14 protein-coding genes are annotated in these 13394 nt (G+C 70.4%); 4 read left to right on the forward strand and 10 right to left on the reverse strand.

The window, feature by feature from the left end:
* The 8 genes from ACIRSU_RS09445 to ACIRSU_RS09480 form a co-directional block, all read right to left on the reverse strand.
* Positions 1 to 668: ABC transporter substrate-binding protein (locus ACIRSU_RS09445; protein ID WP_403790244.1), on the reverse strand; the 668-nt coding region annotated here is incomplete at its 3' end.
* A gap of 409 nt (positions 669 to 1077) precedes the next feature.
* On the reverse strand, positions 1078 to 2256 hold the full coding sequence (locus ACIRSU_RS09450) for an acyl-CoA dehydrogenase family protein (protein WP_403790245.1): 1179 nt from the start codon (positions 2254 to 2256) through the stop codon (positions 1078 to 1080).
* 268 nt (positions 2257 to 2524) lie between these two features.
* Positions 2525 to 2983, reverse strand: coding sequence for an RrF2 family transcriptional regulator (locus ACIRSU_RS09455; RefSeq protein WP_403790247.1), 459 nt, complete (start codon positions 2981 to 2983; stop codon positions 2525 to 2527).
* A 132-nt stretch (positions 2984 to 3115) separates the two neighbouring features.
* Positions 3116 to 4081, reverse strand: a complete 966-nt coding sequence (locus tag ACIRSU_RS09460) for a TauD/TfdA dioxygenase family protein (protein ID WP_403790249.1) — start codon at positions 4079 to 4081, stop codon at positions 3116 to 3118.
* Between the two features lie 70 nt (positions 4082 to 4151).
* Entirely contained in the window at positions 4152 to 5471 is a 1320-nt protein-coding gene (locus ACIRSU_RS09465; RefSeq protein WP_403790251.1) for an LLM class flavin-dependent oxidoreductase, read from the reverse strand.
* A gap of 61 nt (positions 5472 to 5532) precedes the next feature.
* Positions 5533 to 6414: an ABC transporter permease gene (locus tag ACIRSU_RS09470; RefSeq protein WP_403790252.1), complete on the reverse strand. Its 882-nt coding sequence runs from the start codon at positions 6412 to 6414 to the stop codon at positions 5533 to 5535.
* A complete protein-coding gene (locus ACIRSU_RS09475; RefSeq protein WP_403790254.1) occupies positions 6411 to 7241 on the reverse strand; it encodes an ABC transporter ATP-binding protein in 831 nt (276 codons plus the stop codon). The genes ACIRSU_RS09470 and ACIRSU_RS09475 overlap by 4 nt, the downstream gene beginning before the upstream one ends.
* Positions 7242 to 7245: 4 nt before the next feature.
* Complete coding sequence (locus ACIRSU_RS09480) at positions 7246 to 8268, reverse strand: ABC transporter substrate-binding protein (RefSeq protein ID WP_403790256.1); 1023 nt, start codon at positions 8266 to 8268, stop codon at positions 7246 to 7248.
* Between the two features lie 887 nt (positions 8269 to 9155).
* On the opposite strand from ACIRSU_RS09480, the gene ACIRSU_RS09485 reads away from it, so the two are divergent.
* The 4 genes from ACIRSU_RS09485 to ACIRSU_RS09500 all read left to right on the forward strand — a co-directional run bounded on the left by ACIRSU_RS09485 (position 9156) and on the right by ACIRSU_RS09500 (position 12394).
* Positions 9156 to 10274: an LLM class flavin-dependent oxidoreductase gene (locus ACIRSU_RS09485; RefSeq protein WP_403790258.1), complete on the forward strand. Its 1119-nt coding sequence runs from the start codon at positions 9156 to 9158 to the stop codon at positions 10272 to 10274.
* Complete coding sequence (locus ACIRSU_RS09490; RefSeq protein ID WP_403790260.1) at positions 10274 to 10792, forward strand: GNAT family N-acetyltransferase; 519 nt, start codon at positions 10274 to 10276, stop codon at positions 10790 to 10792. Before ACIRSU_RS09485 ends, ACIRSU_RS09490 begins: the two co-directional genes overlap by 1 nt.
* A 192-nt stretch (positions 10793 to 10984) precedes the next feature.
* Complete coding sequence (locus ACIRSU_RS09495; protein ID WP_403790262.1) at positions 10985 to 11632, forward strand: hypothetical protein; 648 nt, start codon at positions 10985 to 10987, stop codon at positions 11630 to 11632.
* Positions 11633 to 11938: 306 nt separating this feature from the next.
* Entirely contained in the window at positions 11939 to 12394 is a 456-nt protein-coding gene (locus ACIRSU_RS09500; protein ID WP_403790264.1) for a hypothetical protein, read from the forward strand.
* 61 nt (positions 12395 to 12455) lie between these two features.
* On the opposite strand, the gene ACIRSU_RS09505 is transcribed toward ACIRSU_RS09500, so the two are convergent.
* Together ACIRSU_RS09505 and ACIRSU_RS09510 are read right to left on the reverse strand one after the other, a co-directional pair.
* Complete coding sequence (locus tag ACIRSU_RS09505) at positions 12456 to 12809, reverse strand: anti-sigma factor antagonist (protein ID WP_403790266.1); 354 nt, start codon at positions 12807 to 12809, stop codon at positions 12456 to 12458.
* Positions 12810 to 12894: 85 nt separating this feature from the next.
* Positions 12895 to 13290, reverse strand: a complete 396-nt coding sequence (locus tag ACIRSU_RS09510) for a J domain-containing protein (protein ID WP_403790267.1) — start codon at positions 13288 to 13290, stop codon at positions 12895 to 12897.
* Positions 13291 to 13394 lie beyond the last annotated feature (104 nt).

A 13394-nucleotide genomic window follows, 5' to 3' on the forward strand; every position in this document is an offset into this window, starting at 1 on the left:
GCGACCAGCTTCGACGCGGTCGGCTCCGGAACCCAGGCGCCGTCGATGTCACCGGACTTGTAGGCGTCCGGCGTCACCTTGTTGTCGGTGCGCACCACCGAGACGTCGCCCTTGCCGGACTGCGAGTCGACCTTCCAGCCCTTGTCCGCGACCCAGTTGAGGAAGGCCACGTCCTGGGTGTTGCCGAGCTGCGGCGTGGCGATCCGCTTGCCCTTCACATCGTCCAGGGTCTTGACCTTCGCCGGATTGACCACCAGCTTCACACCGCCCGAGGCCGCGCCGGCGATGATGCGCAGGTTGCTGCCCTTGGACTTGGTGTAGCCGTTGATGGACGGCGAGGGACCGATGAAGCCGATGTCGATCGAACCGGCGTTCAACGCCTCGATCTCCGACGGGCCCGCGTTGAAAGTCGACACCTTCAGCGCCGTGCCACCCAGCTCCTTCTGGAAGATGCCCTCGTTGTCACCGACCAGCGCCGTGGCATGCGTCAGATTGGGGAAGTACCCGAGCCGCACCTCGCCGGCGGAGAGCTTCTTGCCATCGGCCGCGACCTTGGGCTGCTCGTCGTCGGCTGCCTGGGAGCCGTAGCCGCAGGCGGTGAGCAGGAAAGGAAGGGTCGCTATGGCGGCGATGGTGCGCAGAGAGGTGAGCGGTCTTGCGGCAGACACGGAGGTGTCCTTTCGGGCAAAGGGTTTCGGCAAGGAGCGGAGATACGTGACGAGATGCCCCCGGCAACCACTCGCGGCCTTCGTCGCCGGGTCGCGCCTCAAAGGGTTGACGCGGGTTCGGGCAGGGTGCGGCGGTGTTCTGCGGGTTGGGGGGTGGGAGAGCGGTCGGCTGAGCGGCCTCAGAAGGGCGGACAGATTGCGCTGGACACGAGGCCCAGGTCGACGTGCCGGCGGGAAGTGAGAAGGGGGAGCGAGTCGCCTGCCTGCTTCAGCGTGCGCACGGTTACCACCTTCCGGAATCCCCAGTTTTCCCACCTGGCTGATAGGCATAGTGGCAGAGGCGGGTTTCGGCCCCAAGAGGCATTTCGCATAATGGACGATCTCGTCTCGCTGTCCGAGACGTTGCAGGTCAGGGGCGTGTGATCGCCCGGGCGGTCGCCCGGCCCTGGCCGCTGAGGTAGTGGTCGCCGATGGCGCGAAGCCGGTGGGCGGCCGGGTGGTGAGCTGTCAGAGTGCGGGCGTTGCGCCAGAAGCGGTCCAGGCCGACGGCGTCCCCCAGCTCCAGGACTCGGGTCGTGATGTGAAGGGCCGCCCGCGCCGTGACGGTCTCGGCCGTGGCGACGAGGACGTCCACGGCCGCCGGGTCCTCGGGATCGAGCTCCGCTCCGGTGCTCAGGGCGAGCGCCATCGCGTCCGTCGCCCTCTCGACCACGGCGGCGGCCGTCTGCGTCGCCGAGGCGAGTTCGCCGTAGGTGAGGAGCAGGTCGGGGTCGTCGCCGGCCGGTCCGGCGAAGCGGGCGCTGCTGCCCAGGTCGCGGGCTTCGGCGAGAGCGCCCTCGGCGATGCCCAGGCCGACGTGACACAGGGCGAGGCGCAGTGCGGGCTCGGCGAGCGCGGTGAACGGCGCGGTCGACTCCTCGTCCTGCGGCCGGTGCCCCACGACCTGCCGGGAGGTGACGACGACGCCGTCCATGACGACAGCGCCCGCGCCCGCGACGCGCTGGCCGAGACGGTCGTCGGCCGGTTCGGCGATCACTCCCGGAGCGCCGGCAGGGATCCGTATGACGAGTACGTCACCTGTCACGGCGCATACGGCGTCCACCAGGAACTGGTCGGCGACGGTCACTGCGGTGTCCACGAGGCGGCGCCCGTTCAGCACGTAGCCCGTGTCGAGCGGCGTCAGGGTGAGGTCCGGTCCGCCGGCCTCGTGTGCCGGGCCGGGGGTGCGGACGGCCCCGGCCCACAGCCACTGCTCGCGCACCGTCGCCTCTTCGAGGTCGGACGCACCGTGGTGCCATGTGTAGAAGCGGCCGCTCCAGGTGAGCGTGTAGTGGCGGGCGAGGACCTCGCCGAGGGAGCTGTCCGCCGCGGCGACCTCCCGGATGACGGCGCACGCGGTGCGCCAGTCCGTCCCGCCGCCCGGCAGGGGCGGGGTGAGGGCGGCGAGCAGGCCGGCCTCGCGGAGCCGTGCCGCCTCGTCGACGGGCGGCCTGCCCGCCTGGTCGCGGACGATCGCGTCCGTGGCGAGGTCCTCCGCCACGTCGCGGGCGGTGCGCAGGAGCGTGCGCCGCCGTTCGTGAGTGGACACGGGGAGGGCTGTGGTCGGTGTCGTCGGCATGGTGCTCACCGGCGGGCCGAGGTGCGGGAGTGCGGCCCGGGGGCCGGTGGGGTGGCGGTGCTGTGGCGGTGGGCGGTGGTGGTCATATGCCCTGCTCCCGAAGCGTCTTGAGGGTGCCGGGTCGCTCATCGCGCCGCACCCGAGATCACATTCCTAGTATTCCCATCGAGTTAATAGGGATACTGTGCGGGGAGTGCCTGCCTGGCAAGAGGGTGACCGAACGGTGGACGGCTTCGTTTCAGGGATTGGTCCAGGCAGCCGGGTCCTGTGCCAGGGAGCGCACGGCGCCCGGGAGTTCGCCGGCGGCGATGTCCGCCAGTGAGACGCCTTCCAGGATCTGACGGACGTTCGCGCGCAGGGCGACCCACAGCGGCAGCAGCGCCTCTGCGGGGCCGGTGTATTCGAGCTCCGGCGGGCGCACGCCGCGCACGGAGACGAGTGGGCCCTCGACCGCCCGCACCACATCGGCGACGGAGATGTCCGTGGCGGCCTTGGCCAGTCGGTAGCCGCCGCCGGCCCCGCGCTGGCTGACCACCAGCCCGCCGCGGCGCATGTCGTTGAGGATGCCTTCGAGAAACTTGTGCGGGATCTCCTGCGCCTCGGCCATGGCCTCCGCCTTCAGGGGGCCGCCTTCGGGGGTGCCGGCGAGGAGGAGGGCGGCCCGTACCGCGTAGTCCGCCTTGGCTGAGATCCGCATGAGGGGATTATCCCGCACGCCCCTCACGCTGATCACTGCGAGGGGGCGGGGCGGGACCTGCCGGGATCAGTCACGGTGGGGCCCCGGTCCGGATCGCGGGCCGGGGCCGTCGGCCGGCGTGTGCGGGGCCGGTCAGGCCGCCACGGGCGTGTAATGGGCGGCGTCGTCGCCTTCGACGACGTAGCTGTGCGCGCCGTCGACCCCGACGGGGGCGTCCCCGGCGACCGTGACGCGGTGCAGCAGCCTCGGCTGGTCGCCGTAGTCGTCCGGGGCGTAGTGCTGGGTGATCCGGTTGTCGAACAGCACCAGGTCCCCGGCGTTCCAGGAGATCCGCACCAGGTTCTCGGGCCGGGTGACGTACGACTGGAGGAGCCCCAGCAGGGCCCGCGACTCCGCGGGACCGAACCCGACCAGGCTCTGTGCGAACCCGCCGATGAACAGCCCCCGCTCACCGCTCTCGGGATGGACGCGCACCACCGGGTGGGCGGTGCGGTAGCGACGTGAGACGAACTGCTTCCGGTGTTCGGCGGCCTTCTCGTTCTTCGGTTCGGCGTAGTCGTACGCGTTGGTGTGCACCGCCCACAGCCGGTCGGCGAGCTCACGCAGCGGCTCCGGCAGGTCCTGGTACGCGGCGGCCGCGTTGGCGATCAGAGTGTTGCCGCCGTACGCCGGTACGACGAGGGCGCGCAGTGTGGACGCCTTGGGCGGTGTACGGACGAAGGTGACGTCCGTGTGCCAGTGGTTGGCGCGGATGCCCTCGTCGCCGTCCACCGGCAGGATCTGCGGTCGTCCGTCGACGGCCGGCACGGTGGGGTGGGCACTCGTCAGCTCGCCGAAGAGGGAGGCGAAGCGGAGCTGCCCGTCGTCGTCGAGGTTCTGGTCGCGGAAGACGAGGGCCTTGTGCTCCAGCAGCGCGCCGCCCAGCGCCGCGACGGTCTCCGAGGTGAGATCGCCCGCCAGGTCCAGGCCGTGGATCTCGGCGCCGATACGGCCGCCGATCCGGCGGATCCCGAAGCCGGTGGTTCCGGTCGGTCCGGTCGGTCCGGTCGACGCGGTGGGCGCGGTGGGCGCGCCTGATGTGAGGGATGCGTTGGTCATGCCAGGTCGTCCTCTCGGAAGGTCTTGATCAGGGTCGTGAACGTCGGTGATGAGGTCGAGCGGTCTCCGGTCAGGCCGTCGGCCTCGGCAGCCCGTAGTGCTCGCGCAGGGTGCGGCCGGTGTACTCCGTACGGAACAGGCCACGCGCCTGGAGGATCGGGACCACCTGGTCGACGAAGTGGTCGAGCCCGCCCGGCAGGTACGGCGGCATGATGTTGAACCCGTCGGCCGCGCCCTGGGTGAACCACTCCTGGAGTTGGTCGGCGATCTGCTCGGCGGTGCCGGCGACGACCCGGTGGCCGCGTCCGCCGCCGAGCCGGGCGATCAGCTCACGCAGCGTGAGCCCGTCCCGCCGGGCGAGTTCGGCGACGAGCGTGAAGCGGCTCTTGTTGCCGTTGATGTCGTGCTCGGCCGGCAGCTCGGGGAGCGGGCCGTCCAACGGGTGGCCGGTCAGGTCGGTGCCGAGCATCCCGGAGAGCTGCGCCAGGCCGTACTCGGGCACCTGGAGGTCGGTGAGTTCCTGCTCCAGGGCCCGGGCCTCCGCCTCCGTCGAGCCGATGACCGGGCAGATGCCGGGCAGGATCCTCACCTCGTCCTCCGCGCGCCCCTGGCGGACCACCCTGCTCTTGAGGTCCTTGTAGAACGCCTGGGCGTCGGACAGGGTCTGCTGCGCGGTGAACACCGCCTCCGCGTACCGCGCCGCGAACTCCTTGCCGTCCTCAGACGAGCCCGCCTGCACCAGCAGCGGACGCCCCTGCGGCGAGCGGGGCACGTTCAGAGGGCCGCGCACCCGGAAGTGCGTCCCCCGGTGGTCGATGGGCCGGACCTTGTCGGTGTCCGCGTAGACGCCGCTCTCGCGGTCGAGGACGATGGCGTCGTCGGCCCAGCTGTCCCACAGCTTGATGGCGACGTCGACGAACTCCCGGGCCCGCTCGTAGCGCAGGCCGTGCTCCAGGTGTTCGTCCCGGCCGAAGTTGCGGGCCTCGTCGACGCTTCCGGAGGTCACGATGTTCCAGCCCGCGCGGCCGCCGCTGAGGTGGTCGAGGGAGGCGAACGCGCGGGCCGTGGTGAACGGTTCGTTGTAGGTGGTGGAGACGGTGGCGACGAGTCCGATGTGGCGCGTGGCGGTGGCCAGCGCCGACAGGAGGGTCAGCGGCTCGAAGCCGCCCAGTGCGTTGTACCGGGCGTTGCCCCACAGGGCGAGCCCGTCGGCGAGGAACACGGAGTCGAGCAGCCCGCGCTCTGCTGTCCGGGCCAGCTCCTGGAAGTACGTCGGATCGGTGACGCGCTCCGGCGTGGTCCGAGGATGCCGCCAGGCGGCGTCATGGTGGCCGGCGTTCATCAGGAAGGCGTTCAGGTGCAGCTGACGGCGGGGCGGTGGTGCGGCCATGGCGATGTCCTAGGTGGATGAGCGGGTACGGGGAGGGAACGGGGCGGCGGCGAGGCGTGGTTCAGCCGTTCGCGGGGACCCGCCAGGAGCTGAGCCGCCGCTCCAGAGCGACGAGCAGCTGGTTGAAGACCACGCCGACCGCCGAGATCGTGATGATCCCGGCGTACATCTGCGGGATGGCGAAGTTGTACTGCGAGGCATTGACCAGATAGCCGAGCCCCGCCTTGGCCCCGATCATCTCGGCGGCGACCAGGACCAGGATGGACATGGACCCCGCGAGCCGGACGCCCGTGAACACCGCCGGCACCGACGCCGGGAGGATGACCTTCTGGAACAGCCGTACGGCGGGCAGGTCGAGCGACCGGGCCAGCCGGAGCAGGGTGGGGTCCACGGTCCGTACGGCGCTGATGGTGCTGAGCAGGACCGGCCAGGCGCAGGCGTACACCACGATCGAGATCTTGGACGTCTCGCCGATGCCGAGCAGCAGCACGAACACGGGCAGCAGGGCGAGGGCGGCGGTGTTCCGGAAGACTTCGAGCAGCGGCCCGAGCAGATCCGCCACCGGCCGGTACCAGCCGATCAGCAGACCGAGGGGCACGGCGAGCGCCACCGCGATCCCGAAACCGCTGAGCGAGCGGGTGAGGCTGGCCCGCGCGTTGTCGGCGAGCTGCCCGTCGGCGGCGAGTTCCCACCACGCCCGGGCGACCTCGCTGAACGGGGGAAGGAACGTACGGTCGACGATGCCGAGCCGGGGTGCGGTCTCCCACAGCAGGAGCAGGGCCACGACGGCCGCCGACCCGGTGCCGGCCCTGACGAGCCCGTACGCCAGCCGACGCCCTGCCCTCAGGAACCGCCCGGGACGTGCCGGGGCGGCGGCGGTCTTCGGGGGTTCCCCGGGACGGGTGGCGAGGCCGGTACCGGCCTCGGTGGTGACGGTACTCATACGGTGGCTCCTTCCCTTTCCTCCTGCTGCGCCCTCGACACCTCGTCGCGGAGCAGGGACCAGATGTGGTGCCGGTGCCTCGCGAACTCCGGGCTGGAGCGCGGGTCGTCGCCGTCCGCCGGGACGGGCAGGTCGATCGGCACGACCTCCTTGATCCGGCCGGGCCGGGAGGTCATCACGGCCACCCGCTGCCCCAGGCGGACGGCCTCGTCGATGCCGTGCGTGATGAAGACGACCGTCTTGCCGGTGGTCTGCCAGATGCGCCGCAGTTCGTCCTGGAGCGACTCCCGCGTCTGGGCGTCCAGCGCCGCGAACGGTTCGTCCATCAGCAGCACGTCCGGGTCGTACGCCAGGCTGCGCGCGATGGCGACCCGCTGCCGCATCCCGCCCGACAGCTCGTGCGGATGCCGACCCTCGAAGCCGCCGAGTCCCACCAGGTGCAGGAACTCCCGTGCCCGCGCGGCCCGTTGGCGTCGCGGGACGCCGATGGCCTCAAGCCCGAACTCGACGTTTCCCTGGGCGGTGCGCCACGGCAGCAGCGCGTACTGCTGGAACACGATGCCCCGGTCGACGCCCGGCCCGGTCACGGGGGAGCCGTCCAGCAGGATGCGGCCCGACGTGGGCCGGGACAGGCCACCGAGGAGGTCGAGGAGGGACGACTTGCCGCAGCCGCTGGGCCCCACCACGACGAGGAACTCACCGGCGCCGACGGTCAGGTCGACACCGTCGAGCGCGGTGACGGCTGAGCGTGCGCCGTCCTTGCCCTTGACGGGGAACTCCTTGCGCACCCGGTCGAAGACGATCTTCGCGGTATGCGTGGTGGTCACGAGGTCACCTCCCGTTGCGGTTGAAGTCGTTGGTGTAGAGGGATTCGAGGTGGACCCGGCCGCGATCGACGTCCCCGCGCTCGGCCAGCCAGTCGATCCAGAGCTGGAGCTCCTTGTCCGTGATGCGCCCGCCGGGCTCCGCCACGCCGTACGACTTCCAGTAGCGCAGGGCGCCGACGTCCTCGTTCCGCTTCCGCTTGCCGACGATCTCCGTCATCCGGGCGACGACCTCGTGGCGCGGGGTGGCGCGCGACCAGTCGAGTGCCCGGCCGACGCCGGTGACGAAGGTCCGTACCGTGTCGGGGTTCTGCTTGATGAAGCGTTCGGTCATGACGTACGTCCCGGCGCTGAAGGAGCCCAGGAGATGGTGGTCGGTGAACAGCGGCCGCAGCCCTCCGTGGGCGAGGGCCTTGTCCCGCAGCACCCCGCTGAGCACGGCGACGTCGATCTGCTTCTGCCGCAGGGACTGTTCGGTGTTCACGGGAGGTACGACGAGGGGCTCGACCTTGTCGGCGTCCGCGGCGGACAGGCCGCCCCGCTGGAGGTAGATGTCGAGCATGGCCTCGGAGTGCGCGCCGAGGGTGTTCATGCCGACCTTCTTGCCGACGAGGTCGCGGGCGGAGCGAATGGGGCTGCCGGCGAGGACGTAGTAGCCGCTGTAGGAGTCCTTGTCGGAGCCGTAGTAGCTGATGACGGCCTTGATCGGCGCGCCGCTCGCGGCCAGCTTGACCACCGCGCCGTTGAACGCGCCGCCGAAGTCGGTCTGGCCGGTGGCCGCCGACTGGATGTCCTGCGGGCCGCTGATGGTGTTGCCGACCCATTCCAGCTTCACGTCCTCCAGATAGCCGAGGTCCTCGGCGAGTTCGGCGGGGGTGACCTGGCCGGTCCAGCCCTGGTAGCGGAGTGTCCTGGTGGCGCCCTTGGCGGAGCCGCCGCTGCCCGCGGCCGTGCCGCAGCCGACCGCGACGGCCGAGAGGCCGAGCAGGGTGAGGAACTGGCGTCGGTTCGTCGGGGACAACGTGCTCATCGGAACGTCCTGTTCAGAGGGGACGAGAGGCGGTGGCGAGCGCGCACGGACCCGTCCTCGGCGTGGCGGAATGCGACGGATTCGCGGCAGGGATGACGGCCGCCGAATTCCGGAGAATGAATTCCGGAGAATGTCAGAGACAGCGGAATGGGCGGCGAAAGGCGGGGGACGACGGGGGCAGCGGCCTGTGACGTGCCGCCGACGGTCCTCTAACAGGCGCAGCAGAACGCACAGAGTGCGCCGGAGTGCGGCCGGAGACCGAGGTGCAGCCGCGTGCTGGAGTTCGCTGACTGGCTCACGCCGACGAGGCTGGCAGCGGGAATCGGCCACGTCAATGCAAGAAACGGTCCCGTCTCATATTCCGAATTCTCGACATACGCTCGAAGCGTGCCGTTCATATCCGCCTCGCGCGGGGTGGCCGTTCGACAGGGGACGGGCGTCCACCATTCGCCGGGGCCGGGAGCGGCCCAACGCCGGTCCGGTGTCCGGGGCCTGGTTGACGAGCAGCACGTTGTCATGCTCAATTGGGCGCATGAACGCCGAGCAGCGCCTGGTCACGCGCGACCACATCGACTTCGGTCGGGTGTGGTCCGCGGCGTGTTGCGCCTGACGCCGCAGCGGGCCGTCTGACCGGCCCTTCCCTCCCTCGGTGACCCCGTCGCGGAACGAGTTCCTTCATCCGTGACGCCGTCCTGCGTGGCGCGCGCCCGGCACACGCCGACCTGCCCCTGCCTCTGCCCCGGCGTCGCCACACCTGCACACCTCCGATTCCCCACCCCTCAGGCGCCGTCGCACCGGCCGCGCCGAGGGCTGCCCTGCTCCGCCGTGCCCGGCTCGTGCCACCGCACCCCGGCGCGGACAAAGGACTTGAGGAAAGGCCATCTCCCATGCCCGTGGAGTTCCTTGGCATTGCCGCCACCAACGACGGTTCCGAAACCACCCCGCGCTCCGGCGCCGCCTTCGACAAGGAGTACACGCTCCGACTCGCCCGGGCGCACGAGGACCACGGCTGGGACCGGGTGCTGTTCGCCTACCACTCCGGAGCGCCCGACCCCGCCCCGGCCGCCGCCTACATCGCGAGCCGGCTGGAGAACCTCCAGATCCTGCTCGCCCACCGGCCCAACGTCTCGTACCCCACCTTCGCCGCGAAGACCTTCGCCACCCTTGACCAGATCAGCGAGGGCCGGCTGACCGTGCACTTCATCACCGGCGGCAGCGACCACGAGCAGGGCCGCGAGGGCGACACGCTCACCAAGGACGAGCGCTACGCCCGCACCCGCGAATACATCCGGATCGTCAAGAAGATCTGGACCACCCACGAGCCCTTCGATCACGAGGGCGAGCACTACCGCTTCCACGACTTCGTCAGCGACGTCTTCCCGGTCCAGCAGCCCCGCCCCGGCGTGTCGTTCGGCGGATCGTCCCCCGCCGCGTACGCCGCCGGCGGCGCCGAGGCCGACATCTACTGCCTGTGGGGCGAACCCCTGGCCAGGACCGCCGAGCAGATCGAGGCCGTGAAGGCCGCCGCGAAGGCGGCGGGCCGCACCGAGGCACCCCGCATCCAGGTGGCGTTCCGGCCGATCATCGCCCCGACCGAGGAGCTGGCCTGGGAGAAGGCCCACCGCACCCTCGGTGCCATCCGGGAGCAGGACGCGGCAAGGCTCAAGCGGCGCCACCGCACCGGCGCCCCGGAGAACGCCGGCTCGCAGCGACTGCTCGCCATCGCCGGGGCGGGGGAGCGCTACGACCGCGCGCTGTGGACCCCGACCGCGGCCGCCACCGGCGGGGCGGGCAACTCCAACGCCCTGGTCGGCACACCGGAGACCGTCGCCCAGGCGCTCCTCGACTACTACGACCTCGGCGTCGACATCCTCTCCGCCCGCGGCTACGACCTCCTGGGCGACGCCGTCGACTTCGGCCGGTACGTGATCCCGATCGTCCGCGAGGAGGTCGCCAAGCGCGACGCCGAGCGGGCGACGCGCGGCACCCTCGCGGCGGTGAGGTGATGACACGCGCCCCGGAACTGACGGTGATTCATGTTCCCGTCTCCGACCCCCGAGTGCGGCCTCTGCTGAGAGAACTCGGCGACGAGTACTCCCGGCGCTACGGCAGGGACGCACACGCCGAGATGTCCCGCTACTCCGACGAGGAGTTCACCGTCCCGCACGGCGGCGTCCTGCTCCTGCTCCTCGAACAAGGCGAGCCGGTCGCGGGCGGCGCCTTCCGCCGCTACGACGCGACCACAGCCGAACTGAAACGGATCTGGACGCACTCCGCCCACCGGCGGCGGGGCCTCGCCCGCCGCGTCGTCGCCGAACTGGAGCACGAGGCGAGTACCCGTGGCTACCGGCGGATCTACTTGACCACCGGCCCCCGCCAGCCCGAGGCCCGCGGCCTGTACCTGGCCACCGGCTACGCCCCGCTGTTCGACGTGGAGGCAGACCCGGAGACCATCGGCGCGCTGCCCTTCGAAAAACACCTGCCGGCAACCGCAACACCCCAAGGAAGGGCAGCACATCTGTGAGCGCCGGCGCAGCCCGGTGCCGCCGGCGAGGCCAGCCGGGTCATCGACGGCATCACGGTCTTCGGCAGCATCGGCGTCCCGAACGACGGCGGACGGGTCGCACAGCAGGGCGACAGCGGCGGCCCCGTGATCACCACCCCAACCCCGTGATATTCAAGTACGACTGACGGAAGATCACGAACGGGGCGAGCGATGCTTCACAAGACGCGCGGTGCGGTTGCGGGACTCACACTGGTGCTGGCGCTGGCCGGCTGTTCGGGCGGAAGCGGCGGCGAGGGCGGCGGCGGAAAGGACGGGGGCGGCGGCCTGGCCGACGCGCCGTTCAACCCGTCCCAGGTGGCCCAGGCCATCCCCAGCAAGCTTGCCGCCCCCAAGGGCTGGCTCGCCCAGGAGCCGCGCGTCCTCGACGGAAGCACCGCCCGGGAGCAGTGCGAGACGCAGGGCCAGTGGAGCTGTGCCGGGCTGACGGCTCAGGCGACGACCCGGCACTCCGACGAGAACACGAACGGAGACAAGGAGGTGAACGTTCAGTTCACGCTCCTCGCCTACGACTCCGTCGACAACGCCAAGGCGGCCATGAAGGCGGCGGTCGCCGAGAACCACAAGGACGAGAAGACCAAGCCGAAGCGGCTGACCATCGACACGGCCGCCGACGAGACCGACGCCTTCGCGGAGGAGGACCAGGGGGAGACGTACCAGACCGCGGAGCTGCGCGTCGGCTCCGTGGTGGCCGTGATGTTCGGCCGGAACCTGCCCAAGGACCACGAGCTGCCGTCCTTCGTGAAGATGCAGGTCGACCGCATCACCACCTCCGCCACGGGCAAGAACCCGGACGCGTAGGCGCGTCTCCGGCCCTGCCGCCAGTCGCGGGAGCTGCCGGCCATCTCCATGCGGCAATGAATGCGGTGCGTGGAACGCAAGGACGGGACAGCATGTCCTGACTTGCGATCAGGATCGGGGAGTGCTGGTCTGGAAGAGGTGGGGGACAAACGGCACTCACCCGCCTGAATACGTGGCGTCAGCAGGGCGAGGGGGCCGACGGTCTCGGCCGGACGCCGAAGCGAGGCCTCCGTCGAAGTCATCCGCAGATCCGGTCCGGTGCGATCACCGGTCGCCCCGTGCTGCCTCGCCACGGGGAGGTTCGCCATGTCACACGCCTCTGCTGTCGGCCGCCCCCTGCGCCAGATCATGGCGCTGCTCGTGACGGCCGCCCTGACGCTTTCTCTGGCGGCCGTGATCACGGTCACCTCGGCGAAAGACGCAGCCGCCCTGTGCGTTGCCAACCGGTTCGACGGAAAATGGCGCTCGTCCGACCCGAGGCTCAAGCGCATCGACGTATGGCAGGGAGAGGACTGTCACCTTTACGCCAGGGCCTGGTCCGTCTGCGACTACGACAAGACGCTCATCTGCAGTTGGGGAAACCGGAGGATGGGCGACAGCCCCGATCCCAACTTCCAGTTCTTCTCTTACAACTGGAGCAACGCCAACGAGGTGCTGCAGCTTCGGATGAAGGACGCGTCCCACATCTCGGTATGGGACCACACCGACTTCAACGACGGCACGAAGCAGACCATCTCGGTGACGATGTACAAGAGCGGCTGAGCACCTGGGTGAGCCGGCGGGAGGAGAGCGGGCGGGATGCCTGATCACTCCGCATGCCTGATCACTCCGCCGCGGGCTGGTCGGCGGCCTGGGCGAGGCTCTTGTACAGGGGCAGCGAGTCGCTCAGCCCCTTGGCCTCCAACAGGCGCGTGAACGAGGGCTTCCGGCTCACGAGCCGGAGCCCGCCGGACCGCTGCCCGGCCTGACGGTTCGCGGCGACGAGTACGGCGAGACCGGCGTCGTCACAGAATTCCAGGCCGTTCAGGTGGACGATCACATGCGCCGGGTTGTGGGTGCTGATGACCTTGTGCAGACGCTTTCCCAGTTGCTCACGGGTCTCGAAGTCGAGTTCGCCCGAGACCTCGATGACTGGAAAGGCGTCGTAGTGGTAGGAGGAGACAGAAAGGTAGTCCATGGGGCCCGCCTCCCTCTGCCCGCGGCCACCTTGCCGCTTTTCCGAGGGGGAAATCATGGTAGGTCCTCGACCGGGGCGCCGCCCGCTAGAAGCCGATGCGGACGGGCCCCACCTCGAGCCATGGATCACGGTGCTCCGGCGTCGACACCGGGCCGACAACAACGACGTACGCGGCCTGTGCGGACGGTCGTGCAGGGCGCCCGGTGTGCCGCACCGGCACCGCGGCCGCAGGCATCGCCGCTCCGTGGGGAAACCCGGCCGTGCGGTGCCTGTCGTACTCAGCCCGTTTCCGGGCGTCACGCAGCGTGGCGTAGGCGGTCATCACCTCGTCGAGCTCTTCCGGCTGAGCCCGCTGCTCCGGGTGGGCGTCCGGATGCAGAGCGCGGACCAGCGTGCGGTAGGCACTCGTGATCTGCTTGACCGAGGCGGTCGGATCGACGCCGAGCACCGCGTAAAAGTCCGGTCGCCTGGGTGCCGTCACATTTCTCACCTCCCTGCGAACCGGCCGAGGCCAGAGAGGCCTACAAGGCCTACAAGGCCTACAACACGTTCATAGGCCGCCGTCGGCGCAGATTCAAGAGGTAC

Source organism: Streptomyces sp. NPDC101160, from assembly GCF_044768205.1.
Taxonomy (GTDB): domain Bacteria; phylum Actinomycetota; class Actinomycetes; order Streptomycetales; family Streptomycetaceae; genus Streptomyces.

Bases quoted from the DNA above. Each gene is read 5' to 3' on its own strand.
- ACIRSU_RS09455 (WP_403790247.1), bottom strand. From the start codon at position 2,983: ATGCGGATCTCAGCCAAGGCGGACTACGCGGTACGGGCCGCCCTCCTC.
- ACIRSU_RS09460 (WP_403790249.1), bottom strand. From the start codon at position 4,081: ATGACCAACGCATCCCTCACATCAGGCGCGCCCACCGCGCCCACCGCG.
- ACIRSU_RS09465 (WP_403790251.1), bottom strand. From the start codon at position 5,471: ATGGCCGCACCACCGCCCCGCCGTCAGCTGCACCTGAACGCCTTCCTG.
- ACIRSU_RS09470 (WP_403790252.1), bottom strand. From the start codon at position 6,414: ATGAGTACCGTCACCACCGAGGCCGGTACCGGCCTCGCCACCCGTCCC.
- ACIRSU_RS09480 (WP_403790256.1), bottom strand. From the start codon at position 8,268: ATGAGCACGTTGTCCCCGACGAACCGACGCCAGTTCCTCACCCTGCTC.
- ACIRSU_RS09485 (WP_403790258.1), top strand. From the start codon at position 9,156: ATGCCCGTGGAGTTCCTTGGCATTGCCGCCACCAACGACGGTTCCGAA.
- ACIRSU_RS09490 (WP_403790260.1), top strand. From the start codon at position 10,274: ATGACACGCGCCCCGGAACTGACGGTGATTCATGTTCCCGTCTCCGAC.
- ACIRSU_RS09495 (WP_403790262.1), top strand. From the start codon at position 10,985: ATGCTTCACAAGACGCGCGGTGCGGTTGCGGGACTCACACTGGTGCTG.
- ACIRSU_RS09500 (WP_403790264.1), top strand. From the start codon at position 11,939: ATGTCACACGCCTCTGCTGTCGGCCGCCCCCTGCGCCAGATCATGGCG.
- ACIRSU_RS09505 (WP_403790266.1), bottom strand. From the start codon at position 12,809: ATGGACTACCTTTCTGTCTCCTCCTACCACTACGACGCCTTTCCAGTC.